Genomic DNA, 26,945 nt, shown 5'->3' with positions numbered 1-26,945 from the left:
GTCTTCAGAAGGGACAGTTTGGTGGGGGAGGGGCTCTTCCCAGGTTCTCGCTGCGGGGGGGGGTGGGGGGGGGGAGGGGGGGGGGTTTACCCCCCCCCCCCCCCCCCCCCCCCGGCCCTTTATTGTGTCCGCTCAGTTCCCGGCTGAGTTCACGCACCACTCCAGGACCGCCATGGCGGCCGTCATCTTGTGGTGCGCCTGCCGCCAGGCGATGCTGCGCGGCCCGTCCAGCACCTCGTCGGTGACCTCCTGGCCGCGCACGGCGGGCAGGTCGTGCAGGAACACGGTGTCCGGGCCGCCGAACCGGTCGAGGAAGGCGTCGTCGATCCGGAAGCCCTCGAAGTCCTTCAGCCAGTCGGGGTTCGCCTTGGCGACGCCCATCGTCTGCCAGCGGCTGGTGTACACCGCGTCGGCCGTCCCCTCGACCTCGTCCAGGCCGGTGACCTGGGTGACCGCCGCCTTGCCGCCGGCCAGCTCGTCGGCGAGGTCCAGCTTGTCCTTGGGCACCTCGTAGCCGCTCGGGCACAGCAGGGTCAGCCGCAGTCCGGGGGTCAGGGCGGTGGCCAGCGCGAGCGCGGCGCCGGAGCTGTTGCCCTCGCCGACGGCGAGCAGGTGCAGCCCGTCCAGCGAGCCGAACCGCTCGGTGAGCGTGGTCAGGTCCGCGATCGCCTGGGTGGGGTGCTCGTCCAGGCTCAGCGCGTTGACGACGGCCAGGTCCGCGCTGCTGCCGAGCCGCCGGATCTCCTCGACGTCCCCGTTGGTGCGCACCACCAGCGCGTCCAGGTACTGGCCGAGCACCCGCGAGGTGTCCTCGACGGTCTCGCCCGTGGTCAGCTGGAGCTCGTCGGGGCCGAAGGTGACGACGTCGGCGCCCAGCCGGGTCGCGCCGCTCCAGAACGACGTACGGGTACGGGTCGAGGACTTGCGGAAGTAGATGCCCACCTGCTTGCCGTCGAGCGACCTGCGGTCGACGCCCTCGCGGCCGAAGGACACGGCACGCCGCACGATCCGGTCCAGCTCGGCGGGGGTCAGATCGGCGAGGGAGATGAGGTTGCGCATGGCTGAAGTGCCTCTCGTGAAGGGGTGATCGGTCGCGGAAGAATGGGAGGAGCGGACGGACGGGGGAGGGGACGGGTGGCGCGCGGGCGGTGGGGTCAGTCGGTGGCGCCGACCAGGTCGGCGGCGGGACGACGCGTCGTCATCAGCTCGCGGACCAGGTTCAGCACGGTGAAGCCCATGGGGCCGCCCGGCTCGGCCGGGTGCTGGCGGATCAGGCCCCGCAGCAGCAGCCCGTGCACCTCGCGGGCGGTCTCGGCCAGCGGTCTGCCGTCGGCGCGGGCGGCGGCGTCCACCGTCCACGGCTCCGGCAGGGCCGCCAGCGTGGTGAGCAGGCCGGCCGCCCGGTCGTCCAGGCCGGCCAGCGCCGCGCCCAGCTGCTCGCTCAGCGTGCCGCCGGGCTCCGCCGCCGGTGTGACGTCGTCGACCAGCAGCAGCGGGGTCGAGCGGGCGATCTCCAGCAGCTGGTCCGGCGAGTACAGCAGCAGCCAGGAGGCGGCCGCCTCCAGGGCCCGCGGGATGCCGTCCACGTGGTGGCAGATGTGGGCCACGGCGGTCGTCACCGCGTCGGTGGGCAGCAGGTCGGGACGCATGTGGCTGACGTGCGAGAGCATCAGCTCGACCGCCGGCCGGCCCGCGACCAGCGAGTCGCCCGGCAGCGGGGACGCGTCCGCGTCCGGGGCCGGGGCCGGCAGCGGGGCCAGCGGCAGCAGCCGGCCCGCCGGGGGCCGGGTCACCCGCCGCGAGGTGACGATGGTCTTCAGCCGCTCGCAGGCCCGCAGCAGGTTGAGCAGCACCGGCACCGCGGGCGCCGGGTCGTCGAGGCCGTCGAGCACGATCAGGGTCGGCTTGGACCCGATGACCGAGGTCAGCTCCTCGAAGTGCGCACCCTCGCGGATCAGCGAGCGGACCCACTCCACCAGCGGTGTCCGCGAACCCGGCGCCGGGCCCGCGTCCGGGCCGCGGTCCATGGGCACCCACAGCACCGGTATCCGGTCACGGGCGTGCAGCACCAGCGCGGCCTCCTGGGCCAGCCGGGACTTGCCCACTCCGGGCAGCCCCACCAGGGTCAGCAGCCGGTCGTGCCGGTGGTCCAGCCGCTCCGTCAGCGCCTCCAGCTCGGCGCGCCGGCCGATCAGCGGGCGCAACGGGGCGGGCGGACCGGCCAGTTCGGCACTGTAGAAGGACTCCAGGACCCGGCCCGCCGCATGGGTGTCGGCGGCCAGCTCCAGCTCCACCCGCCGGGCGTCGCTCATGCGCATCGCGTCGGCGAGCAGCTTGAGGGTCTCCCTGCGCGGGGTGCGTACCCGCCCCTGCTCCAGGTCCCGGATGGCGCGCACGCTCACCGTGGCGAGACCGGCCAACTGGTCCTGGGTGAGCCCGGCACGCCGCCGTGCGTTCTGCAGCAGCACATCGAGACCGGGCGCGGACTCGGAATTCATCGGTGTCTCCTTCATCCTCGGAAAACGTGGCCGAATGCCAGGTAGGCGACCCGAGCCGACGAGGTGCCTGCCAACGAGGAAGAGACTGATCGACCCGCTTCCCGTACGGTTCCCGCCACGGTCCCACTGCGTTCCGTATGGGTTACGCTGCTCTCCGGCGCGAAGCGGACAGCTTTAGGGGAGCGGCGATTTAGGGGGGCTGTCGGTGACGGCGGCGTCAGGGGAACGGCTTCGGTTCAATATCCTCGGCCCGATGGAAGCATGGGCCGACGGCGTCCGGCTGAAACTCGGCGGCGTCATCCAGGAACGTGTTCTGGCCACCATGCTGCTGGAACCGGGGAAGGTGCTCCCGGTGTCCCGGCTGGTCGAGGCCGCCTGGGACGAGGAGCCGCCGGCGACGGCGTCCCACCAGGTCCGCAAGGCAGTCGCCGACCTGCGAAGACGGATACCGGGCGGCGCCGAGACGCTGCTCACGGTGGGGCCCGGCTACCGGGCCGTGATCGACGCGACCCAGTGCGACCTGTCCGAGTTCGGCACCCTGGTGCGCACCGCGAAGTCGGCCGTGGCCGAGGAGCGGCTCGCCGAGGCGGTCCAGGTACTGCGCAGCGCCCTGGCACTGTGGCGGGGCCCGGTGCTGTCCGGGGTGGGCGGACCCGTCGTGGAGGCGGCCGCCACCACCATAGAGGAACGCCGGCTGGCCGTGTGGGAGGAGCAGATCGCCCTGCGGCTCGCCCTCGGCGAGGCCGGTGAACTCGTCGCGGATCTGCGGGAACTGGTCGCCGAGCACCCGCTGCGCGAGACCCTGCGCGGCCATCTGATGCTCGCCCTGTACCGCTCCGGACGGCAGGCCGAGGCCCTGGAGGAGTACGGCAAGGTCCGCGAACTGCTCGTCGAGGAACTCGGCGTGGACCCCGGCCCCCACCTGACCAAGCTGTACGAGGGGATCCTGCGCGAGAGCCCCGAGCTGGCCGGCGCCGCGCCCGCCGCCCCGGCCGCCCCCTTACCGCTCGTCGCCGAGGCCCCCTGCACCCTGCCGTACGACCTCTCCGACTTCACCGGCCGCGAGACCGAGTTGGCCGAACTGCTGCGCCGCGCCCAGCGGGGGAGCGAGCAGGGGCCGAGGATCGTGGCCCTGGACGGCATGGGCGGCAGCGGCAAGACCTGTCTCGCGGTGCGCGCCGCCTACCAGCTCGCCGCCGACTACCCCGACGGCCAGCTCCACATCGACCTGCGCGGCTACACCCCCGGCGACCAGCCGGTGACCGCCGGCGCCGCGCTCGACAGCCTGCTGCGGGCGCTCGGCGTGCCCGGCGAGCGCATACCCGACGACACCGCGGGCCGCACCGCCCTGTGGCGGTCCACGCTCGGCGGCAAGCGGGTGCTGGTCCTGCTGGACAACGCGGCCGAGGCCTCCGACATCGAGCCGCTGCTGCCCACCGCCCCCGGCTGCCTGCTGCTGGTCACCAGCCGAGGCCGCCTCGTGGACCTCGACGGCGCGCAGTGGATCTCCCTCGGTGTGATGTCCCCGCGCGAGAGCGCCGCCCTGGTCGCCGAGACCCTCGGCGCCGAACGCGTCGCCGCCGAGCCCGATGCCGCCCTCGACCTGGCCCGGCTGTGCGGCCACCTCCCGCTCGCCCTGCGCATCGCCACCGCCCGGCTGCGCAACCGGCCGCGCTGGACCCTGCGTTACCTGGTCGAGCGGCTGCAGGACGAGACCCGCAGGCTCGACGAGCTGAGCTCCGGCGCCCGCAGCGTCTCGGCCACCCTGCGGCTGTCGTACCAGGCCCTGGACAAGGAGAGCCGCATCGCCTTCCGGATCCTCTCCCTGCATCCGGGCGGCGACATCAACGTGCACGCCGCGGCCGCGCTGCTCGACCGCGACATCCGGGACGCCGAGGACCTGCTGGAACGGCTGCTGGACGTGCATCTGGTGCAGCAGCCGGAGATCGGCCTGTATTCCTTCCACGACCTGGTGCGCAGCTTCGCCCAGAGCCTCTTCGAGGCCGCCGACCAGGGCGGGGGCGAGGCGGCCGACGCCGTGGAACGCCTGCTCTGCTACTACCTCACCGCCACCGAGCTGGCCTGCGACGTGCTCTACCCCGGCCGCCGCCACCGCCCCACCGGCATCGGGAAGTCCGCGGCCGAGATGCCCCCGCTCGGTGACGCCGAGCGGGCCAGGACCTGGTTCGACCGGGAACAGGACACCCTGCTCGCCGCGGTCGCCCTGGCCGAACGGCGGGGCCTGGACCGGTACGTCGTCTGCCTGAGCCGCAACCTCGTCTTCCAGCTCAACGCGCGTGGACAGATGGAGGAGTTCGGGGAACTGGGCCGGGCCTCCGTCGAGGCCGCGAAACGCCTCGGCGATCTCGCCCTGCTGGGCATGAGCCTGTCCAACCTGGGCGTCGCGTGCTGGCGGCTCGGCCGGTTCGAGGAAGGGCTGGAGGCCGCGCGGGAGGGCCGGGACGTGGCCGCACAGCTCGGCGACCGGCACACCGAGGCGCACAGCGAGGGCACCCTCGGCCAGTTCAACAGTCTGCTCGGCAACTTCCCGGAGGCGCTCACGCACCTGGAGCGGGCCACCGCCTACGAGCGGGAACTGGGCAGCCCCCGAGCCGAGGCCGACAGCCTCACGATGCTCAGCACGCTGTACGAGCAGTGGGGGCGCTACGAGGAGGCCAAGGCCGCCGCCCTGCGCGCGATCGAACTCCAGGCCGGACTCGGCCGGTTCGAGAACCAGTTCAGCGCCTTCACCGACCTGGCCTTCGCCCAGGCCGGCCTCGGTGACTACGAGGAGGCCGCCCGCAGCCTGGACCGGGCCCGCGCCCTCGTCGCCGACGGCGCGGATCCGGGGAACGTGGCGCTGACCCTGGCCCTGTCGGCCGACGTCGACCAGCATCTGGGCCGGCCCGTGCGCACCCCCGACCTGGCCGAGCAGGCCCTCGAACTGGTGGCGTCCAGCGCCTCGCCGCTGCGCCGGGCCAAGGTGGAGAACATCGTGGGCCGGCTGCGCGGGCGGCAGGGGGAGCGGCGGGTCGCCCGCGAACTGCATTCCGGAGCGCGGGAGTTGGCCGCCGCGGTGAGCTACCGCATCGAGGAGGCGTACGCGCTGGCGGGGCTCGCGGACGCCGAGGACGACGCCGGGGCCGCCGCCCGGCACCGGGACGCGGCGGAGGAGCTGTTCGCGCGCATGGGGGTCGCGCCGGACCGGCGCCGCCGCTGAGCTTCCCCGGCGCGGGCGCAAAGCCCCGGAAGCGGAAAGCCCGGAAGCGGAGACCCCCCGGACAGCGCGGTGCCCCGTCCGGAGGTCCGGACGGGGCACGGTCGCGAGGCGCACAGCCCTGGGGCGTCGGCTCAGTGGGCCGCGACGACGGTGGGGTTCTGGTTGTCGGCCAGGACGACCGTGCCACCGGTGGGGTTCTGGACGTTGGCCGGGCCGACGGTCGGGTTCTGGTTGTCGGCCTGGACCGTGGTGACGCCGGTCGGGTTCTGGTTGTCCGCCTGGAACGCGCCGGCCCCGACGGTGCGAGCCCCGAGACCGAGGATCAGCAGGGCGGCGGTCAGAGCGATGAACCCGGCGATCTTGCGTCCCATTTTCTGCCCCTTGGTGGTGTCTGTGCGGTTCGCGGTGTTTTCCGCTTCCTGACGCCACTGACTTTCCTGGGGGCCGTTCCTGCTGGGTTCCTGCCGCGTTACCGCGCCGCAGGAACGCGCGAGCGAGCCCCCCGGCCATACCGGGGGGCGGGCTTCGACCAGCGGTTACTCACTCAGACTGCACGCCACCACCCGAGGCCCCGCGGAGGTCAGTACGACCTGGGTGCGGGCCGGTCCGGTCTCATGGCCGGCCAGATCGAGCAGGGAGCGCACCAGCGAGCGCATGACCGCACGCTCACCCTCGCCCGAGGGCGGCGGGGCGATCCGGGCCACGTTGTGCATCCCGTTGACCGTCTCCGTCTCGACGCTGAACCGGGGGCCGTCGACGGGGCCCCGGTCGACATACGGAGGTGTCTCGCCATGGGCGGCCACCCGCTTCGCCCAGCGCTCCACACCGGAGAGGTCCCGGAGCGCGTGGGCCAGGTCCGTCCTGTCGGGCGATCGGTCCCGCGGTTCTTCCACGGCAGTACTCCTTCGGCGGGTTGTGCAGAAAACGACAGAGGGACCGTCACCCGGACCGCTCCTGTTCCGTTCCCGTCACGACCCCGGCCAGACGTTCGCGATGGGAACGCGGCAGGAATCAGCCCCCGCATCATGTCGGCCATTCCACAGCGGACCGGGCCCTCACGGCCCGCCGCGCCGACCGCACGCGACCGTCCTGGGGGCAGTGCAGTGACAGCAACACCAACCGATTCGGGCCCCGGCCGCTTCACCGGTCTCGGGCCCCTCATGCTGGTCTGGTCGACCCAGTCCGTCTCGCTCGTCGGGAGCGCGGCGGTCAGGTTCGCCTTCGTCGTCGACGTCTGGTCCACCGGACAGAGGGCGAGCGCCGTCACCGCGCTCTCCCTGTGCGCGCTGCTCCCGCAGGCACTGCTCAGCCCCATTGCGGGCGCAATCGTCGACCGCATGCGCAAGCGGGCCGCGCTCCGGCTGGCGGATGCCGGCGGACTCCTGGTCGTGGGCTGCCTGGCGCTGCTGCACTACCTCGGCCTGCTCCACTCCTGGCAGATCTACGTGGCCACCGCGCTGCTCGGCGCCTGCTCCGCCTTCCAGTTCCCGGCGCTGTCCTCGGCCGTACCGCTGCTCGTGCGCAAGGACCAGCTCGGCCGCGCCAACGGGCTGCTCGGCGGGGCCAAGAGCGCGGCGAGCATCGGCGGCCCGGCCCTGGGCGGCCTCATGCTCACCCTCTTCGGCATCGGCCCGACCCTCCTGGTGGACCTGGTCAGTTACGCCTTCGCGCTGGCCGGTGTGCAACTGGTGCGGCTGGCCGGGGACCGGGCCGCGCCGCCGCCGTCCGGCCCCCGCCGCCGGATCACCGCGGAGGCCGGGGAGGGCCTGCGCTATCTGTGGCGCACCCGCGGCCTGCGGGACCTGATCGTCAACTTCTGTGTCGTCAACCTGGTGATGGTCTTCGGCTTCGCCCTGATCCAGCCCATGGTGCTGCTGCGGGCCGACAGCGCGGCGCTGGCCGCGGTCAACACCTCGATCGGCGTCGGCGGGGTCGCCGGCGGTGTGCTGATGGCCGTGTGGGGCGGACCGCGCGACCGGGGCCGGGGCATGATGCTCGGCGTCATCGGGATGTGCCTGTCCGCGCTGGTGGGCATGGCCTTCGCCGGCGGCGTCGTCGGCTGGTCGGTGGCCGTGCTGATCGGCGCCCTGCTGATGACGGTCGTCAACGCCCAGATGAACGCCATCGTGCAGACCAAGGTCCCGCAGGAGTGGCAGGGCCGGGTCTTCGGCGCCGTGATGTTCCTCGGCTACATCTCCGTCCCGCTGGCCACCGCACTGTCCGGCCCGCTCGCCGACCACGTCTTCGAACCGCAGGCCGCGCACGGCACGGGCCTGTTCACCCTGCTCGGGCCGCTGTTCGGACACCGGCCGGGCAGCGGCATGGCCGCCATGTTCTTCCTCGCCGGCCTGGCCGGTGTCGGGGTCTCCCTGTGGGGGCTGGCCAGCCGCAACATCCGGGAGATCGACCTGGTGATGCCGGACGCGGACGAGGCGCCGGACGTCCCGGACGGGCAGGGGGTGCGCGATGAAGTGCGTGCATGAACAGGTCGCGGAGCGGGCGCGTACGGCGCCGGGTGCCACCGCGCTGATCGACGGCGCCGAGCGTCTGACGTACGCCGGACTCGACGCGCGCGCCGCCCGGTCGGCCGCCCTGCTCGCCCGGCACGGCGTGCGGCACGGCGACACGGTCGGCGTGCACCTGGAGCGCTCGGCCGAACTGGTCGTGACCGTCCTCGGCGTCCTCAAGGCCGGTGCCGCCTATGTGATCCTCGACCCGCAGTTCCCGCCGGCCCGGCTCGCCGCGATGGCCGCGGACGCCGCCGTCACCGCCGTGGTCGCCCCCGCCGGCCGCCGCCTCCCCGGCGTCGCGGCCCCCGTGGTCCACCCCGAGGACGCCCGGACGGTGCCCGCGCCGCCGGACGGCACGGTCCCGGTACGCCCCGGCGACCTCGCCTGCGTGATGTTCACCTCCGGCTCCACCGGCCGCCCCAAGGGCGCCGCCGCCCCCCACGAGGCGATCACGGCCACCCTCACCGGCCAGGACTTCGCGTCCTTCGGCCCCGGCTCGGTCTGGCTCCAGTGCGCGCCGCTGTCCTGGGACGCGTTCGCCCTCGAACTGTGGGGCCCGCTCGTGAACGGCGGCACCTGCGTGCTGCATCCGCCCGGCCGCCCCGAGCCCCTGGTGATGGCCCGGCTGATCGCCGAGCACGGTGTCACGTCGATGTACCTGTCGGCGTCCCTGTTCAACGTGGTCGTGGACGAGTACCCGGACGCCCTCGACGGGCTGCGCGAACTCCTCGTCGGCGGCGAGGCGCTGTCGCCGCCGCACGTCGCCCGCGCCCTCGCCCGCCGCCCCGGCCTGCGGCTGAGCAACGGCTACGGACCCGTCGAGTGCATGGTCTTCCTCACCACCCACCGGGTCACCTCGGAGGACCTCGCGACCGGCGGGCCCCTGCCGATCGGCCGCCCGCTCGCCGGCAAGCGCCTGCACGTCCTCGACGAGCGGCTGCGGCCCGTCCCCGACGGCGGCACCGGCGAGCTGTACGCGGCCGGTGCGGGCCTCGCCCGTGCGTACACCTCACGCCCCGCCCTCACCGCCGAACGGTTCGTCGCCGCCCCCTCGGGCGAGCGCCTCTACCGCACCGGCGACCTGGTCCGCCGCCGCCCCGACGGCGTCCTCGAACACCTCGGCCGCGCCGACAGCCAGCTCAAGATCCGGGGCTTCAGGGTGGAGCCCGGCGAGATCGAGGCGGTCCTGGCCGAGCACCCCCGCGTCGAGCGGGCCGCCGTCCTCGCCCATGCCCACCCGGCCGACGGCGACCGGCAGCTGACCGCGTACGTCGTCCCGCGCGGCACCCCCGCCCCCGCGCCCGAGGAACTGCGCGGGCACGCCCGCACGGTCCTGCCCGACCACCTGGTACCGGCCGCCTTCGTGCTCCTGGACGCGCTGCCCCTCACCCCGAGCGGCAAGCTGGACCGGGCGGCGCTGACGGCGACCGGTCCCGCCCGCGAGCGGACCGGCGGGGCGGCCGGACGCCCCGGCGCCGGGGCGGACGGCACCACGGGCACCCTGTGCGAGCTGTTCGCCCGCGTCCTCGCGACTCCCGTCGCGCCCGACGACGACTTCTTCGCGCTCGGCGGCAACTCCCTGCTCGCCGCCCGGCTGACGGGCCGCATCCGCGCCGCGCTCGGCGTCGAGGTGGACATCCGGACGGTCTTCGAGGCGCCCACCCCGGCCCGGCTCGCCCCGCTGGCCGACCGCGCCCCCGCCGCCGTACCGCCGCCCGCACCCGCCGCGGCCTCGGGTCCGCTGCCGGTCTCCGACGCCCAGCAGCGCCTGTGGTTCCTCGACCGGACCGGGGCGGCCGCCGCCTACAACCTGCCGATGCTGGTACGGCTGCACGGCCCCGTCGACCCGGACGCGCTCGCCGGAGCGCTGTCCGACGTGGCCGCCCGGCACGAGGTGCTGCGCACCCTCTTCGGCGAGGACGACGGCGTCCCGGTACGGCGGGTGGCGAGCGGGCCGCAGGCCGTACCGCCCTTCGTCCACGAGCACGTCGCGGCGGACGAGCTGGCGTCCCGCATCGCACAGGCGGCCCGGCACCGATTCGACCTCGGCGCCGAACTGCCGTGCAGAGCGGTCCTGTTCACCGTCCGCGAGCGGCCCGCCGAGCATGCGCTGCTGGTCCTGGTGCACCACATCGCCGGGGACGGCTGGTCGCTGCGGCCGCTGTTCCGCGATCTCTCGGCGGCCTACGCCGCCCGTGCGCAGGGCCGCCCGGCGGGCTTGGCACCGCTGCCGGTGCCGTACGCCGAGCACGCCCGCCGCCGCCTCGCCCGGCTCGGCTCCCCGGCCGACGCGGGCTCCCTGGCCGCGCGGCAACTCGCCTACTGGAGAGAGCAGCTGGCCGGACTCGACGCCGACGGGCCGCTGCTGCCGCGCCGCCCCGGCGCGCCCGCCGTGCCGGGACCGGCCGCCGCAGTCGTCGTACGGCGGCTCGGCCCCGCGGCCCACGCCCGGCTCGCCCGGTCCGCGCAGGCCCACGGCGCCACCCTCTTCATGGCCCTGCACGCCGCCCTCCTCACCGCGCTGCTGCGGGCCGGCGCCCACCCCGACACGGCGATCGCCGCACCCGTGGCGGCCCGCGCCGCGGACGGCGAGGTCGAGGACGTCGTCGGCTTCTTCGTGAACCTGCTCGTGCTGCGCGCCGACGCCTCGGGCGACCCCACCGCGGCCGAACTGCTGACCCGCGTCCGGGACGCCGACCTCGGCGCCTTCGCCCACCAGGACGTGCCGTTCGAGCAGGTCGTCGGCGCGCTCAACCCGGCCCGCAGGCCCGGTCGGCAGCCGTTCACCGAGGTGGTCCTGGCGCTCCAGAACAACGCCCGCGCCGAGGTCGCCCTGCCCGGCGCGCGGGACGGCGTGGAGCTGGTGCGCACCGGTTCGGCCCGGTTCGAGCTGCTCGTCGACGTGTCCGAGACGACCGGCCCCGACGGCACACCCGGCGGCCTCACCCTCACCTTCGAGTACCGGTCCGAGGCGCTGCCGACGTCCTTCGTCGACTGGCTGGCCGAGGCGCTCCCGGCGGCCCTGGAGGCCGCCGCGGCCGCCCCCGCGACCCGGCTGTCCGCGCTCGCCCTGCCCGAACCGCCCCGCCGGGCGGACGCGAGCGACCGCCTCCCGGCACCGGCCCGCGCCACCGCGCCCGCCGCCGGCGCCGGGCCCGCGGCCGAGGAGCGCGTCGCCGCCGTCTGGCGCGACGTCCTCGGTCTGCGCGTCATCGGCCGTGACGACGACTTCTTCGCGCTCGGCGGCAACTCGCTGCGCGCCGTGCGGGCCGCCGCCCGGCTCAGCACCCCCGAACGGCCGGTGACCGCGGCGCAGTTGTTCGCCGCGCCCACCGTCGCCGCCCTCGCGGCGGAACTGGCGGCCCCCGCGGCCGGCCCGCGCCCCGCCATGGCGCCGATCCCCCGCGCACCCCGCGTCCCGCGCGGCTCCCGGACCAGCCAGAACACCCCGGACACCCCGGACACCCCGGACGCCCCGGACGCCCGGAGCCCCCAGACATCCCCGACAGCCCGGACGACCGCCCCCCACCGCGGCGGCGCGAAGCAGGAGGAGCGGCAGTGGACCTCAGCGTGATGTTCTTCGGTGCGGACAGCACCGCCGGCGGGCAGGTGCGGCACGAACGCACCTACGAGGACATCCTCACCGTCGCCCGTACCGCCGACCGGCTCGGCTTCCACGCCCTGTGGACGCCCGAACGCCACTTCCAGCAGGTCGGGCAGGTCTTCCCCAGCCCGCCGGTGCTCGGCGCGGCCCTCGCCATGGCCACCGAGCGCATCGGGATCCGCGCGGGCAGCGTCGTACTGCCGCTGCACCACCCGCTCAAGGTCGCCGAGGACTGGGCGGTCGTGGACAACCTCTCGCACGGCCGGGTGGGCCTGTCGGTCGCCACCGGCTGGCACTCCGCCGACTTCGCGCTCGCGCCCGGCAACTACGCCGACCGCCGCGCCCGCACCCTGGACACCGTGCCCCTGCTGCGCTCGCTGTGGGCCGGGCAGAGCGCCGAATTCCCGGACGGCACGGGCAAGCCGGTGAGCGTGCTGCCCCAGCCGCGGCCCGTGCAGGACGCGCTGCCGCTGTGGATCACCACCTCCGGCAACCCCGAGACCTGGGAGGCGGCCGGGCGGCTGCGCTGCGGGGTGCTCGGCGCGACCGTCGGGCAGAGCCGGGACGACCTCGCCGACCGCATCGCCCGCTACCGCACCGCCTGTGCCGCCGCCCCCGACCAGCGGGGAACCGACGCGCACGGCCGGGTGACACTCATGGCGCACACCTACGTCGGCGCCGACGACGCGGAGGTACGGCGCCTGGCCGCCGCCCCGCTGAAGGCATACCTCGCCTCCTACCTCCGCCAGACCTCCGCCAACCGCACCGCCGACGCCGGCACCGCGGCGCTCACCGAGGAGAAGACCGCGCTGCTCGCGGAGTTCGCGTTCGAGCGCTACCTGAGCTGGGGCAGCCTGCTGGGCTCGCCCGGCCACTGCGCCAAGATGCTCGCCGATCTGGCGGAGCTGGGCGTGGACGAGGTCGCCTGCTTCGTCGACTTCGGCCTCGGTACCGACGACGTGCTCACGAGCCTGCACCGGCTGGCCGAACTGAAGGAGAACCTGTCATGACCGCCCCAGTCCGCGCCGGAACGGCAACAGGAACGGCAACGGGAACGCGGCCCGCCGCCTCCCTCGCCGAGCGGTTCAGCGCGCTCGGCGCCGAACAGCGCGTCGGGCTGCTGCGCAGGCTGGTGGAGAGCGGGCGGGTGCGCGACGTGCCCGCCGTCGTCCCGCCGCGCGACCCGGCCCGGCCGGTCCGGCTCAGCCCCGCCCAGCAGGACCTGTGGGCGTACGAGTCGCTGTATCCCGGCACCCCCGCCCTCAACCTGTGCTGCGCCTACCACTTCGAGGGCCCCGTGGACCCCGCGCATCTGGAGGCCGCGCTCACCCTGGTCCAGCGGCACCACGACATCCTGCGCACCCGCGTCACCGCCGCCCCCGACGGCGAACTCACCGTGGACTTCCCCGACACCGGGCCCTTCGTCCTGGAACACGACGACCTGCGCGGCACCGGCGTCTCGGTGCACCGGGCCTTCGACGCCTTCCGCCGGCGCCCCTTCGACCTGTCGGGCGGCCGGCTGATCCGGGGCCGCTTCGTCCGCGTCGACGACCGCCGGACGACCCTGATGCTCGGCGTGCACCACGCCATCGCCGACTGGTGGTCCTTCGACGTCCTCCAGAACGAGTTCGCCGAGGCATACCTGGCCTACCGCGACGGCACCGAGCCCACGCTCACCCGCCCCGCTGTCCAGTACGCCGACTTCTCCGCCTGGCAAGGCGAGTTGGAGGAGTCCGGCGTGTTCGGCGAGCGCCTCGCCTTCTGGCGCCGCTACCTGGCCGACCCGCCCGGCCCGCTCACCGCCCCCGGACAGGGCACCACCGCAGGACAGGGCACCACCGCAGGCTCCGGCCGCGACGACCCCGACGGGATCGTGCACATCGGCTTCGACCTCGACGCCCGCCTCGCCGCCGCCGTCCGCGCCCTGGCCCGCCGCTCGGGCACCACCGTCTACGGCGTCCTGATGGCCGCGTTCGCCGTCCTCGCCCACCGGGTCACCGGCGCCGAGGACATGGTCCTGGGCACCCCCGTCGCCAACCGGGCCGCCAAGGGCCTGGACCGCGTCATCGGCTACGTCATGAACGCCGTGCCCACCCGCTGGCGGGTCCGCTCCGACAGCTCCTTCAGCGGTCTGCTCGCCGCCTTCGCGGCCGACTTCCCCGGTCTCGTCGCCAACGCCGACCTCCCGGTCGGCCGGATCGTCGCCGCTGCCGCGCCCGAGCGCAGCCTCGGCCGCTCCCCGCTGTTCCAGTGGGTCTTCATGCACCTCACCCAGCAGCCGAGCGTCTCCGCGGTACGCGAGTTCGCCGAGCCGGAACGCATCCACACCGGCGGCGAGCACGACCTCGTCGGGGTGGTGAAGGACAGCGGCGACGCGATGATCGGCAGCTTCGAGGTGCGCACGGACACCTTCTCGCCCGAGGCGGTGGCGCGCTGGGCCGAGTGCTACGTCGAGCTGCTCGAACAGGTCACCGCCGACCCCGCGCGCGAGGTCGGCGACCTCGACATCGTGCCCGCCCGGCTGCGCGAGCGCCTGCTCGCCCAGTGCGCGGGACCCGCCGCGGAACCGCCCGCCTCGCTGCCCGAGCTGGTGGCCCGCCAGGCCCGGCTGACCCCGGACGCGCCCGCGCTGGACACCGGCGAGTGCGTCCTGTCGTACCGCGAGCTCACCGACCGGATCGACCGGCTGGCCACCACCCTGGCCCGCAACGGGGCCGGCCCCGGACGCCTCGTGGCGCTCCTCCTCGGCCGGGGCACGGACTGGCCGGTTGCCGCGCTGGCCGTCCAGCGCACCGGTGCCGCCTACCTACCCCTCGACCCCGAGCAGCCCGCCGAACGCCTGCGCCGGACACTGGCCGACACGCGCCCCGCACTGGTCGTCACGGCCGGCGCACCGGCCGCGGCCACCGGCACACCGGTGCTGGTCCTCGGCCCTCAGGCGTACGACGCCGAGCCGATGACCGCGCCCGCCCCCGACCCCGCCGCCCCCGCCTACGTCATCCACACCTCGGGCTCCACCGGCACCCCCAAGGGCGTCGTCGTCCCGCACTCGGGCCTGGCCGCCTTCGCGCGCTCGCTCGCGGACCGGCTCGGGCTGGGCGCCGGCGACCGGGTGCTCCAGCTCGGGCCACCGGTCTTCGACATCTCGGTCGCCGACCTGTGCATGGCCTTCGGCTCCGGCGCGACCCTCGTCCTGCCGCCGGCCGGACCGCTGGTGGGCGAGGACCTGGGCCGGGTGCTGACCGGGCGGGGAGTGACCGCGGTCATGACGACCCCCTCCGTGCTGGCCACCGTCCCGGCCGGTGCCTACCCGGACCTGAGGGTGCTCGCGGTCGGCGCGGAGGTCTGCCCGCCGGAGCTGCTGCGGCGCTGGACGGCCACGGGCCGCCGCCTGCACAACGCGTACGGCCCCACCGAGGCGACGGTGGCCGTCACCCTGTCCGAGCCGCTCGTCCCCGGCCCCGGCACGGCGGGCCCGCCCCTGGGCCGCCCGCTGGCCGGCACCGTCGTACGGCTGCTCGACTCCCGGCTGCGCCCGGTCCCGCCGGGCACCTGTGGCGAGCTGTACCTCGCCGGACCGCTGGCCCACGGCTATCTGCACCGCCCCGCGGGGACCGCGGAACGCTTCGTCGCCGACCCCTACGGCCCGCCCGGCGCCCGCATGTACCGCACCGGCGACCTCGCCCGGCAGGACGACGACGGCACCCTGCACTACCTGGGCCGCACCGACGACCAGGTGAAACTGCGCGGCCTGCGGGTGGAGCCCGCCGAGATCGCGGCCGCCCTCGGCGAACACCCCGCCGTCGGCCGCTCGCTGGCCCTCGTCCGCACGGGCCCGGCGGGCCGCCCGCAGCTGATCGGCTACGTCGTGCCGGCCCCCGGCCGCACCCCGGACCCGGACACCCTGCTCGCGCACGCGGCCGAGCGGCTGCCCGCCGCCCTGGTCCCGGCCGACGTGGTCGTCCTCGACACGTTCCCGCTGACCCCCGGCGGAAAGATCGACAAGGCCGCGCTGCCCGCGCCCGCCCCCCGCGGCACGGCCGCGTCCCCGGCAGCACCGCGGGCCGCCTCCACCGCCGAACAGACCCTGCGCACCCTGTACCGCGAGGTCCTCGGCACCGAACCGCCCCCGGCGGACGCGGACGCGGACTTCTTCCGGCTCGGCGGCGACAGCATCATGGCCATCCAGCTCGCCGCCCGTGCCGCGACCGCCGGCCTGCTGCTCGCCCCCAGGGACGTCTTCACCGCCCGCACCCCGGCCCGGCTGGCCCTGACGGCCCGCGCGGCGGCGCCCGAACAGCCCGCGGAACCCGGCCCGGCGGTGGGCCGTTTCCCGCTCACCCCGGTCATGCACTGGTGGCGCGAACGGCACGCGCCGCCGGGCCGGTTCATCCAGTCCATGGCCTTTCCCGCCCCGCACGGCATCGACGAGGACCGCGTCCGTACGGCCGTCACCGCGCTGGCCGACCGGCACGCCGCCCTGCGCATGCGGCTGATACGGCACGAGGAGTGGACCGACTGGGAACTGGAGACCGGGCCCGCCGCCGTCACCGTGCGGCGGATCGCCGTCCCGGCCGGCGCCGAACCGGCGGACCTCGCGGGGGAGTCGGCACGTACGGCCGTGCTCGACCCGGAGCGGGGCGAGATGGTGCGGGCGCTCTGGTTCGACGCCGGTCCCGGCAGGGACGGCCTGCTGCTGCTCCTCGTGCACCATCTGGCCGTCGACGGGATCTCCTGGCGGGTGCTGGGGCACGAACTGGCGCAGGCGCTCGCGGGCGCCGAGCCGCAGGTGGAGCCGGGTGCCTCGTTCGCCCGGTGGGCGAGTCTGCTGCCCGCCGAGGCGGACCGGGCGATGGCCGAACTGGACTGGTGGACCGGCCGGCTGGCCGACGCCGGCGAGGACCGGCTGCTGCCCGCACCGGAGCCGTCGGCGGCCACCGGTCCGCTCGTCACGCCGGACCGTGATGCCGTCACCGTCGAGCTGGACGCCGGGCTGACCCGGTCCGTCCTGGTCACCCTCCCCGAGGCCTTCCACTGCGGCGCCGACGCCGTCCTGCTCACCGCCCTGGTCCGCGCCGCCGTCCGCCGCCGCGGCATCGGCAGCGCCCTCCTGCTCCACCTGGAGGGGCACGGCCGCGAGGCGCTGTCGGCACCCGTCGACGTCTCGCGCACCGTCGGCTGGTTCATCACCCAGTACCCCGTCCGCCTCGACCTCGGCACGGACACCGGGGCGGCGGCGCTCAAGCAGGTCAAGGAGCAGCTGCGGGCGGTGCCGTCCGCGGGACTCGGCTGGGGCCTGCTGCGCCACCTGCACCCCGAGGCGGGCCCCGCGCTGGCCGCGCTGCCCGTGCCCGACGTCCGCTTCGCCTATCTGGGCCGGTTCGCCGGGGACGACGCGGCCGGCGGCCGGCTCCTCGATTCCGGACCGGACGCGGTGCCGGTCGGCCACGCCCTGGAGATCGACGTCCTGGCCAGGGGCGCGGAGGACGCACCGCGCCTGGAGGCCACCTTCTCCTACGCGCGGGGCGTGCTCACCGAGGACGAGGTGCGCGAGCTGGTCCGGCTGTGGGCCGCGGAACTCGCCGCGCTCGTGACGGACACCGGCGACGGCGCGGACGCCGGCCACACGCCGTCCGACTTCCCGCTGGTCGACCTGGGGATCGATCAACTCACGCGAATGGAGCAGGAGTTGGACTTCGGGGACGACTTCGGTCTCGGCGACGAATCCGACGGCTTCGACGGCTTCGACAGCCACGACGGCTTCGGTGGCCACGACGGCTTCGGCGGCTTCGACGGCCTCCGGGACGGGGAGGCGGGACGGTGAACGCCCGAATACAGGACGTCCTGCCGCTGTCCCCGGCCCAGGAAGGACTCCTCTTCCACACGCTGCGGGAGCCGACGGGACCCGATCCCTATCTGGTGCAGGCCCGGTTCCGGATCGGCGCGGGCATCGAGCCGGAACGCGTCCGCGCGGCGGTGACGGAGCTGCTGCGGCGCCACCCCAACCTGCGGGCCTGCTTCCGCCACGAACGCCTCGAGAGGCCCGTGCAGATCATTCCGCACGCGGTACGGCTGCCCTGGCGGGGGGTCGACCTCACCGGTCTCGGCCCCGAGGAGACGGCCGGGCAGCTGCGACGGCTGCTGGCGGCGGACGCGGCCCGGCGCTTCGATCCCGCCCGGCCGCCCCTGCTGCGGGCCACCCTCGCCCGCCACGACAGTGGCGCCGAACTGCTGCTGACCTTCCACCACATCCTGCTCGACGGCTGGTCCATGCCGATCCTGGAGGCCGAGCTGGCCGCCCTGGTCGCGGGCCGCCCGCTGCCGCCCGCCGCCTCCTACCGCGACCACCTGGCCTGGCTGGCGCGGCAGGACCGGCACAAGGCGGAGGCGGCCTGGGCCGAGGCCCTCGCGGGCTTCGAACCCCCCGCGCCGCTCGCACCCCCGGAAACCGCCGCCACCGCCGACCACACCGCCGACGCGTCCCCCGACACCTCCGCCTCCGTCGACCGCGCCCGCGTCCACCTGCCCGCCGACGTGACCGCCGCCCTCGTCCGGCGCGCCGCGGAGACCGGCGTCACGCTCAACGTCGTCGTCCAGGCGGCCTGGGCGCTCGTCCTCGCCCGGACCACCGGCGCCCGTGACCTGGTCTTCGGCGCGGTCGTCTCCGGGCGCCCGCACGACCTGCCCGGCGTCGAGCGCATGGTGGGCCTGTTCGTCAACACGCTCCCGGTACGGGTCCGGCTGCGCACCGGCGAGAGCGCGGCCGAGCTGCTGGTCCGCCTCCAGGAGGAGCAGTCCCGGCTGGTCGAGTACCAGCACGCCCGGCTGGCCGACGTGCAACGCCTCGCGGGCGCGGGCGAGTTGTTCGACTCCGTGCTCGCCTTCGAGAACTTCCCGCAGCGCCGCGAGGACGAGCCGGGCCCCGACGAGGTGGTCCTGCACCAGGTCGCGGACGCCACCCACTACCCGGTGACGCTGACCGTCGCCGGCGGGGAACGGCTGTTGCTGTCGCTCGGCTGCCGTCGGGGCCTGCCGGCGTCCGCGCTGGCCGGCCGCATGGTCCGCGCCCTGGAGCAACTGGCCGGCGATCCGCACCGGCCGGTGGACCGCCTGGACGTCCTGCCGCCGCACGAGCGGCGCCGGCTGCTCGACCTGGCCACCGGCCCCGTGCGGCACGAGGCCCGGCCGGCCACCGTCACCGGCCGGTTCGCCGCGCAGGCCGCCCGCACCCCCGACGCCCCGGCCGTCGAGTCCGAGGAGGGGACGCTCACCTACGCGGCCCTGGACGCGGCCTCCGACGCCCTCGCCGCCCGCCTGATCGCGGCGGGCACGGCCCCCGGCGACACCGTCGCCCTCCTCATACCCCGCTCCCCGGCCGTGGTCGTGGCCCAACTGGCCGTCCTCAAGGCGGGCGCCTGCTGGCTCCCGCTGGACCCGGCCCAGCCCGCCGACCGGCTGGCCCGGCTGGCGCGGGCGGCACACGTCCGGCTGACACTGACCGCGCCACCGGACGGAGCGGCAAGGGACGGAGCGCCGTACCAACCGCCCTACGAGACACGGGTGCTGGACGTCCGGGAGGCCGGGCCGCTCGCCGTCCCGCCCCTGCCGCGGACCCATCCCGGCGCCCCCGCCTGCGTCCTGTACACCTCCGGCTCCACCGGCGAACCCAAGGGCGTCGTCGTCCCGCACCGCGCCGTCGCCGAGCTCGCCGCCGACGCCCGCTACCGGGGCGGTGCCCACCGCCGGGTGCTGGCGCACGCCCCCTACACCTTCGACTCGGCGACGTACGAGGTGTGGGTGCCGCTCCTGAACGGCGGCACGGTCGTCGTCGCGCCGCCCGGCCCCGTCACCCCCGGCGTGCTGCGCCGCGTGATCGCCGGGCGGGGGATCACCGCGCTGTTCCTCACCCCCGAACTCCTGCGCACGGTCGCCGAGATCGCGCCGGACGCACCGGCCGGGCTCAGCGAGATCTGGGCGGGCGGCGATGTGCTGGACCCCGCCGCCGTGGCCCGTCTGCGGGCGCACTGTCCGGGCGTCACCGTCGTCAACGGATACGGCCCCACCGAGACGACCGTCTTCGCCACCGCCCACACCACCGGCGGCGGCCCCGGCGCGATCCCCGTCGGCCGCCCGCTGGACAACACCCGCGCCTACGTCCTGGACGGCCTGCTGCGCCCGGTGCCCGAGGGCGGCACCGGCGAGCTGTACCTGGCCGGGACCGGTCTCGCCCACGGCTATCTGGGCCGCCCGGCCGAGACCGCGGGGCGCTTCGTCGCCGACCCCTACGGGCCGCCGGGCAGCCGCATGTACCGCACCGGCGACCTGGCGGCATGGCGCGGCGACGGCGCCCTCGGCTTCCGGGGCCGCGCCGACGACCAGCTCAAGGTGCGCGGTGTGCGCATCGAACCGGCCGAGGTGGAATCCGTCCTCGCCGGCTGTCCGGGGGTACGGCGGGCGGTCGTCGCCGCCCGCCCGGACGCCACCGGCGGCAAACGGCTGGCCGCCTGGCTGGTGCCGGAGCCGGACACCGGCGCGGGATGGCCCGAACTCCTCGCCTCGGTGCGTGAGTTCGCCGCCCTCCGGCTCCCCTCCCACCACATCCCCTCCGTATGGGCCCGGATCGATGCCGTACCGCTCACCCGGCACGGCAAGACGGACCGCGCCGCACTGCCCGAACCGGCCGGCGCCGCGGCCGGCGGCCCTGCCACCCGCGCCCCGCGCGACGAGCGCGAACGGCACCTGTGCGCCCTGTTCGCGGACATCCTCGGCGACCCCGCCGTCCACCCGGACACCGACTTCTTCGCGGCCGGCGGCCACTCCCTGACCGCGCTGCGCCTGGCCGCCAGGGCCGGGGTGCCGCTCGCCGCCCTGTTCGCCGCCCCGACCCCGGCCCGGCTCGCCGCCCGCACCGCCCCCGTCCCCGCACCCGGCGCCGACCTGGCCCCGCTGCTCACCCTCCGGCCGGGCACGGGCACCCCTCTCTTCTGCGTCCACCCCGCCCTCGGCCTCGGCTGGTCCTTCGCCGCCCTCCTCCCGCACCTGCACCCGGACCGCCCGGTGCACGCCTTGCAGAGCCCCGCGCTCGCCGGGCACGCACTCCCGTCCACCCTCACCGAGCTGGCCGGGATGTACACCGAGCGGATCCGCGCCCTGGTGCCCGAGGGGCCGTACGCCCTGCTGGGCCGCTCCTTCGGCGGCCTCGTCGCCCAGGAGATCGCCGTACGGCTGCGCGCGGCCGGACAGGAGGTGCGGCTGCTGGGCGTGCTGGACACGATGCCCCAGGCGCCCGGCACGCCCCGGCTGCCGGCGGACGTCACCGAGCGGGAGACGCTGCGGGTGCTGCTCAACGCCCACGCTCCGGGGCGCCCGCTGCCCCCCGCGCCCTTCGGTCGCGCCGAGGCGTTCGCGGTGGTCCGCGACGGGGACAGTCCGCTCGCCGCCCTCGACGACCGGGTGCTGCACGCGATGACCGACGCGGGCAACCAGCACATCCACCTCTCCCGCGCCTGGCGCCCGTCCCGCTACGACGGCACCCTCACGCTGTTCTCCGCGACCCACCGGGCCCACGTCGGCACCGCGGAGAAGGCCGCGGCCTGGCGGCCCGTGGCCGCCGCCCTCGACGTCCACGAACTCGCCTGCGCCCACAGCCAGGTACTCCAGCCCGACCCGGCGGCACGCGTCGCCGCGGTCCTCGAATCCACCCTCCGGGGGAGCGAACGATGACCCACGACACCCCTGCCCTCGTCCCGCCGGCCTCCGACGAGGCGTACGAGTTCCCCGTCTCCGACGCGCAGAGCCGGCTGCTCGTCCTCGACCAGCTGCATCCGGGCACCGCGCAGTACAACGTGCCCGCGGCCTTCGCCGTCACCGGCCCCTTCGACCTCGCCGCGTTCGGCCGCGCCCTCGATCTGCTGGTCGCCCGGCACGAGGCGCTGCGCACCGTCTTCCGCACCGCCCCGGACGGCACCCAGACCCAGCTGGTACGGGCCGCCGGGACCGCCGCGCTCACCGTCGTGCACGGGGTGCCGGCCGACCGGTCGGACACCCTGCTGCGGCAGGAGGCCGCCCGCCCCTTCGACCCGGCCACCGGACCCCTGCTGCGCTGCACGGTGCACGCCCTCGACGACGGCACCCACCGGATCCTGCTCGTCGCCCACCACCTGGTCTGCGACGGCTGGTCGCTCGGCATCGTGCTGGACGAACTGGGCGCCGCCTACCGGGACGAAGCGGCCGGCGGAGTGCACAGCCCACCGGGCCCACCGCTCCAGTTCCCGGACTACGCCGTCTGGCAGCGCGGACGCCAGGCGGCGGGGGAGCACGAGAGCGCCGTACGGCACTGGGTCCAGACCCTGCGGGGTGCCCCGGCCACCCTGGAGCTGCCCGCCGACCGGCCGCGGCCCGCGGTGCGCGGCACGGACGGCGCCGCCGCGCGCTTCCTGCTGCCGGCCGCCACCCGGACCCGGCTCGCCGAGGCCGCGGCGGCCTGCGGGGCGACGCCCTTCATGGCGCTGTTCGCCGCCTACGCCGCCTTCCTCGCCCGGCTGAGCGGTCGCACCGACCTCGTCATCGGCTACCCGGTGTCCGGCCGCGAGCACCCCGACCTCCAGCACACCGTCGGCATGCTCGCCAACACCCTCGCCCTGCGCGTCGACGCGAGCGGCGACCCTTCCTTCCGGGAGCTGACCACACGGATCCGCACCGCCCTGCGCGCCGCCGCCGCGCACCAGGACGCCCCGTTCGAGGCGGTGGTGGACGCCCTCGCTCCGGTCCGCGAGAGCGGCCACGACCCGGTCGTGCAGGTCGTCTTCTCCTACGACGACGACACCGCCCTCACCCTCGACCTGGCAGGCGCCGAGACCCGGCGGCTCGAACTCGTCCTGGACACCGCCAAGTTCGACTTCCATCTGCACGTGGAACGCTGGGGGGAGGAGCTGGCCGCCCAGTTCATCCACCGCAGCGACCTGTTCGAGGCGGCGACGGTACGCCGCTGGGCCGGCACCTTCACCGGCCTCCTGGACGGCCTGCTCGCCGACCCCGACGCCCCGCTGTCCGGCCTCGCCGCGGTCGGGGAGGAGGAACGGCGCCTGCTCGTCGCGCAGAACGACCGCCTGGCCGAGGCCGCCCCCGCCGACCGCCTGGTCCCCGACCTGATCGCCGATGCCGCCGCCGCCCGCCCGGACGCCACCGCGCTCGTGCACGGCACGCGGCGGCTCACCTACCGCCGACTCATCCGCGAGACCGACGCGTTGGCGGCCCGGCTGCGCGCCGCCGGGGTCCGCCCCGGCCGCCGGGTCGGACTGCTCCTGCCCCGCTCGGCCGACCAGGGCATCGCCGCCCTCGCGGTGCTGCGCGCGGGCGGCGCCTACGTGCCGCTCGACGGGGCCCACCCGGACGACCGGCTGCGCTACATGCTCGACTGCTCCGGCACCGCGCTGCTGCTGACCGCCGAGGCCACCGCCGAGCGGGCCGCGGCGTTCGGCGTGCCCACCCTGCGCGTCGACCGCGCCGACCCGGCCGAACCGCCGCCCGTCGCCGACGGCCCGGCACCCGGCCCCCGCGACCTCGCCTACGTCCTGTTCACCTCCGGCTCCACCGGCCGCCCCAAGGGCGTGGCCGTCGAACACCGCTCCCTGGTCAACCTGACCGCGGCCGTGCGCCACTCCTTCCCGGTGACGGCCGCCGACCGGGTGCTCCAGTTCGTGGCGTTCGGCTTCGACGTCGCCGTGTCCGACCTCTTCTTCCCCTGGGTCGCGGGCGCCGAACTGCACGTCCCCGCCGAGGACGAACGGCTCGGCGAGGCCCTGCTGCACCGGCTGCGCGACTCCCGTATCACCTACGTGTTCCTGCCCCCGTCCGCCGCCATGCTGCTGCCCGCCATCGAGGGCCGGCTCCCCGACCTGCGCACCATCGCGGTCGGCGGCGAGGCCTGCCCCGCCGAACTCGTGACCCGGCTGCACGAGGAGGGCCGGCGGATCGTCAACGCCTACGGCCCCAGCGAGGTCTCCGTCTACTCGCACACCGCCGAGCTGACCCCCGGCGAACCCGTCGTACTCGGCCGCTCGGTCGCGGGCAGCCGCGCCTACGTCCTGGACGAGCGGCTGCGCCCCGTCCCGGTCGGCGTCACCGGCGAGATCTACATCACCGGCGCCGGACTCGCCCGCGGTTACATCGGGCAGCCCGGACTGACCGCCGAGCGGTTCGTCGCCGACCCGTACGGCGCCCCCGGCGCCCGCATGTACCGCAGCGGCGACCTCGGCCGCCTCGACGCGGACGGCGTGCTGACCTATCTGGGCCGCGGCGACCTCCAGGTCAAGCTGCGCGGGGTACGCATCGAACTGGGCGAGATCGAGTCGCTGCTGGCCGCACACCCGGACGTGCGCGTCGCGGCGGCCACCGTGCGCGGCACCGGCGAGGACCAGCGGCTCGCCGCCTACCTGGTGTGCCGCGACGCGGCCGCCCCGCCCGCCGACGACGCCCTGCGCGCCCATCTCGCCGAGCGGCTGCCGGCCTTCATGGTCCCCGAGGTGTTCGTCCGCCTCGCGGAACTGCCGCTGAACGGCAACGGCAAGGTCGACCGCGCCCGGCTGCCCGAACCGGCGGTCACCCGCCGGGGCCCGGCGGCGCGGACGACGGCCGCGGGGACCGCGACCGAACGCCTGGTCGCGGACGTCTGGGCCCGCGTCCTGACCATGGACCGGGTCGGCGTCCACGACAACTTCTTCGAGCTGGGCGGCAATTCGGTCCGCCTGCTGCGCGTCCTGTCCGCCCTGCGCGACGCCGGCGCGGACGGCGGGCTCACCCTGGTCGACCTGTTCCGCCACCCCACCGTCGCCGCCCTCGCCGCCCGCCTCGACGAGGCCGGCGCGGCGGAGCACGCCGACCCCGCCGACGCCGCCGCCCGCGGCCGTGACCGACACCAGCGGCGCACCGCCGCCCGAGACCTCCGCACCCGGAAAGGCACCCTCCGATGACCGACACCGCAGCCTCCGAGACCCTCGACTCCGCCATCGCCGTCATCGGCATGAGCGGCCGCTTCCCCGGCGCCCCCGACCTCGGCGCGTACTGGCGCAACCTCCTCGCCGGGACCACCTCCATCACCGACTTCACCGAGGCGCAGCTCCTCGCCGACGGCGCCGACCCGGACGAGGTCCGGGGCCCCGACTACGTGCCCGCCAAGGGCGTCCTCGCCGACGCCGACCGCTTCGAGGCCGGCCTGTTCGGCTTCCACCGCACCGAGGCCGCCGCCCTCGACCCGCAGCACCGGCTGCTGCTGCAGACCGCCTGGGCCGCCCTGGAGGACGCCGGCCACGACCCGCTCGCCGCCCCGTCCCGCACCGGTGTCTACGTGGGCGGCGGCGTCACCGAGCACATGCTGGCCGCCCAGACCGATCCCGCCCTCGCCGCGCGGATCGGCGCGCTCCAGGTGCGCATCCTCACCGACCGGGAGTTCCTCGCGCCCTGGATCTCCTACCGTCTCGGTCTGGACGGGCCGAGCCTCACCGTGCAGACCGCCTGCTCCACCTCCCTGACCGCGGTCCACCTGGCCTGCCAGGCGCTGCTGCTCGGCGACTGCGACACCGCGCTGGCGGGCGGCGTCGCCGTCGACACCGTCCGCGCCCGCGGCTACGTCCACTACCAGGGCGGGATCTTCTCGCCCGACGGCCGCTGCCGCCCCTTCGACGAGGCGTCCGGCGGCACCGTGCCCGGAAACGGCGTCGGCGTGGTCGTCCTGCGCCGCCTCGCCGACGCCCTCGCCGACGGCGACCCGGTGCGCGCCGTCATCCGGGGCAGCGCCGTCACCAACGACGGCGCCGGCCGCGTCGGCTTCACCGCCCCCGGCGTCGACCAGCAGACCGCCGCCATCGTGGAGGCGTGGACGACGGCGGGCCTGGACCCGGCCGACGCCCAGTACCTGGAGGCACACGGCACGGCCACCACGCTCGGCGACCGGATCGAGGCGACCGCCGCGACCGCCGCGTTCAAGGGCGCCCTCGGTACCGGCGCCATCGGCCTGGGCTCGGTGAAGGCGAACATCGGCCACCTGGACGCGGCGGCGGGCGTGGCCGGGCTCATCAAGACCGTCCTGATGCTGGAGCACGCCGTCATCGCGCCGACCGCCGGGGCGGGCCGGCCGCACCCCGAACTCGGCCTGGAAGGCTCGCCGTTCCACCTCGTCACCGAGGCCGAGCCCTGGCCCGAGCCCGACTACGGCCCCCGCCGGGCCGGCGTCAGCTCGGTCGGCATCGGCGGCACCAACGTGCACGTCGTGCTGGAGGAGGCACCGCCCGCCGAGCGGGGCACGGCGGCGCCGGGGCCCGAGGTGCTGCTGCTGTCGGCCCACACCGAGGACGCCCTGCGGGCCCTGGCCGGCCGGCTCGCCGGCGCGCTGCGCGCCCCGGACGCCCCCAGCCTCGCCGACACCGCCCACACCCTGCGCTTCGGCCGCACCCCGCTCGCCGTCCGCGCTTACGTCCTGGCCGCCGACCGCGACCAGGCGGCGGACCGCCTCGACGCACTGGCGGCGGGCGGCACGGCGCCTGTCCTGGACGGCCCGGACGGCGCGGGCGGCGCGGACCGGCTGCGCGCCATCGGCGAGGCGTGGCTGCGGGAGCAGGAGCTGCCCTGGCCCGGCCGGGGCCGCCGGGTCTCGCTGCCGACGTACCCGTTCGGCGGGGAGCACTACGGGGCGCTCGGCCTGGGCACGGCCCGCACCACGCGGGAACCGGCGTCCGCCGAGCCGGAGGCCGCGGAGCCGGCCGCACCGGAACCGGTGTCCCGCGAAGAGACCGTCCGCGCCCTCCTCCTGGAGACCCTCGGGCTCGACGACACCGCCGATCCGGGCATGACGTACTTCGCCGCGGGCGGTGACTCCCTCGCCGCCGTCCACCTCGTGGGCTGCCTGCGCGACGACTTCGGCATCGACGTGCCGCTCACGCTGTTCCTGGAGGAACTGGCGCTGGACGAGCTGGCCCGGCGGATCGTGGCGGCAGGGGAGCCCGACGACGCGCTGGACGCGCTGCTCGGCGAGTTCGAGAGCGCGTGAGGGGTCGCAGGGGAGTGAGGCCGTAAGGCCGTAACGGGGCATGGGAAAGGGGCCGGTGGCGATCACCGGC

General features: G+C 75.7%; 12 protein-coding genes. 8 read left to right on the top strand and 4 right to left on the bottom strand.

The features are described 5' to 3' along the window. Positions 1 to 132 precede the first annotated feature (132 nt). Together ACZ7EC_RS31035 and ACZ7EC_RS31030 are read right to left on the bottom strand one after the other, a co-directional pair. Positions 133 to 1,059 carry an ornithine carbamoyltransferase gene (locus ACZ7EC_RS31035; protein WP_471067975.1) on the bottom strand — a complete coding sequence of 309 codons (927 nt, stop codon included), beginning with the start codon at positions 1,057 to 1,059 and terminating at the stop codon, positions 133 to 135. A 95-nt stretch (positions 1,060 to 1,154) separates the two neighbouring features. Continuing rightward, positions 1,155 to 2,498, bottom strand: coding sequence for a helix-turn-helix domain-containing protein (locus tag ACZ7EC_RS31030; RefSeq protein WP_471067972.1), 1,344 nt, complete (start codon positions 2,496 to 2,498; stop codon positions 1,155 to 1,157). 253 nt (positions 2,499 to 2,751) lie between these two features. On the opposite strand from ACZ7EC_RS31030, the gene ACZ7EC_RS31025 reads away from it, so the two are divergent. Next, positions 2,752 to 5,718 carry an AfsR/SARP family transcriptional regulator gene (locus ACZ7EC_RS31025; RefSeq protein ID WP_471067970.1) on the top strand — a complete coding sequence of 989 codons (2,967 nt, stop codon included), beginning with the start codon at positions 2,752 to 2,754 and terminating at the stop codon, positions 5,716 to 5,718. A 131-nt stretch (positions 5,719 to 5,849) separates the two neighbouring features. Here ACZ7EC_RS31025 and ACZ7EC_RS31020 read toward each other — a convergent pair whose 3' ends face one another. Beyond that, positions 5,850 to 6,089 (bottom strand): hypothetical protein, encoded by a 240-nt coding sequence (locus ACZ7EC_RS31020; protein ID WP_471067967.1) that lies wholly within the window; start codon positions 6,087 to 6,089, stop codon positions 5,850 to 5,852. Between the two features lie 165 nt (positions 6,090 to 6,254). After that, complete coding sequence (locus ACZ7EC_RS31015; protein WP_471067964.1) at positions 6,255 to 6,611, bottom strand: hypothetical protein; 357 nt, start codon at positions 6,609 to 6,611, stop codon at positions 6,255 to 6,257. A 210-nt stretch (positions 6,612 to 6,821) separates the two neighbouring features. On the opposite strand from ACZ7EC_RS31015, the gene ACZ7EC_RS31010 reads away from it, so the two are divergent. The 7 genes from ACZ7EC_RS31010 to ACZ7EC_RS30980 are packed head-to-tail and all read left to right on the top strand — an operon-like array spanning position 6,822 to position 26,875. After that, entirely contained in the window at positions 6,822 to 8,201 is a 1,380-nt protein-coding gene (locus tag ACZ7EC_RS31010; protein WP_471067961.1) for an MFS transporter, read from the top strand. After that, positions 8,185 to 11,802, top strand: coding sequence for an amino acid adenylation domain-containing protein (locus tag ACZ7EC_RS31005; protein WP_471067958.1), 3,618 nt, complete (start codon positions 8,185 to 8,187; stop codon positions 11,800 to 11,802). Before ACZ7EC_RS31010 ends, ACZ7EC_RS31005 begins: the two co-directional genes overlap by 17 nt. Continuing rightward, positions 11,787 to 12,842 (top strand): MupA/Atu3671 family FMN-dependent luciferase-like monooxygenase, encoded by a 1,056-nt coding sequence (locus tag ACZ7EC_RS31000; protein ID WP_471067955.1) that lies wholly within the window; start codon positions 11,787 to 11,789, stop codon positions 12,840 to 12,842. Before ACZ7EC_RS31005 ends, ACZ7EC_RS31000 begins: the two co-directional genes overlap by 16 nt. Then, positions 12,839 to 17,656 carry an amino acid adenylation domain-containing protein gene (locus tag ACZ7EC_RS30995; RefSeq protein WP_471067952.1) on the top strand — a complete coding sequence of 1,606 codons (4,818 nt, stop codon included), beginning with the start codon at positions 12,839 to 12,841 and terminating at the stop codon, positions 17,654 to 17,656. Before ACZ7EC_RS31000 ends, ACZ7EC_RS30995 begins: the two co-directional genes overlap by 4 nt. After that, the gene (locus tag ACZ7EC_RS30990) at positions 17,653 to 21,555 is read left to right on the top strand and encodes a non-ribosomal peptide synthetase (protein WP_471067949.1); all 3,903 of its coding nucleotides are present in this window, start codon (positions 17,653 to 17,655) and stop codon (positions 21,553 to 21,555) included. The genes ACZ7EC_RS30995 and ACZ7EC_RS30990 overlap by 4 nt, the downstream gene beginning before the upstream one ends. Then, on the top strand, positions 21,552 to 24,803 hold the full coding sequence (locus tag ACZ7EC_RS30985; RefSeq protein WP_471067946.1) for a non-ribosomal peptide synthetase: 3,252 nt from the start codon (positions 21,552 to 21,554) through the stop codon (positions 24,801 to 24,803). The genes ACZ7EC_RS30990 and ACZ7EC_RS30985 overlap by 4 nt, the downstream gene beginning before the upstream one ends. Beyond that, positions 24,800 to 26,875: a beta-ketoacyl synthase N-terminal-like domain-containing protein gene (locus ACZ7EC_RS30980; RefSeq protein ID WP_471067943.1), complete on the top strand. Its 2,076-nt coding sequence runs from the start codon at positions 24,800 to 24,802 to the stop codon at positions 26,873 to 26,875. The genes ACZ7EC_RS30985 and ACZ7EC_RS30980 overlap by 4 nt, the downstream gene beginning before the upstream one ends. Positions 26,876 to 26,945 lie beyond the last annotated feature (70 nt).

This window comes from Streptomyces sp. NPDC037203, assembly GCF_055605065.1.
This window is presented reverse-complemented; position numbering and strand designations above follow the sequence as displayed.

Excerpts from the sequence above, each read along its gene's own strand:
- ACZ7EC_RS31030 (WP_471067972.1), bottom strand. The coding sequence starts at position 2,498 with ATGAATTCCGAGTCCGCGCCCGGTCTCGATGTGCTGCTGCAGAACGCA.
- ACZ7EC_RS30995 (WP_471067952.1), top strand. The coding sequence starts at position 12,839 with ATGACCGCCCCAGTCCGCGCCGGAACGGCAACAGGAACGGCAACGGGA.
- ACZ7EC_RS31035 (WP_471067975.1), bottom strand. The coding sequence starts at position 1,059 with ATGCGCAACCTCATCTCCCTCGCCGATCTGACCCCCGCCGAGCTGGAC.
- ACZ7EC_RS30985 (WP_471067946.1), top strand. The coding sequence starts at position 21,552 with ATGACCCACGACACCCCTGCCCTCGTCCCGCCGGCCTCCGACGAGGCG.
- ACZ7EC_RS31020 (WP_471067967.1), bottom strand. The coding sequence starts at position 6,089 with ATGGGACGCAAGATCGCCGGGTTCATCGCTCTGACCGCCGCCCTGCTG.
- ACZ7EC_RS31025 (WP_471067970.1), top strand. The coding sequence starts at position 2,752 with ATGGAAGCATGGGCCGACGGCGTCCGGCTGAAACTCGGCGGCGTCATC.
- ACZ7EC_RS31005 (WP_471067958.1), top strand. The coding sequence starts at position 8,185 with ATGAAGTGCGTGCATGAACAGGTCGCGGAGCGGGCGCGTACGGCGCCG.
- ACZ7EC_RS30980 (WP_471067943.1), top strand. The coding sequence starts at position 24,800 with ATGACCGACACCGCAGCCTCCGAGACCCTCGACTCCGCCATCGCCGTC.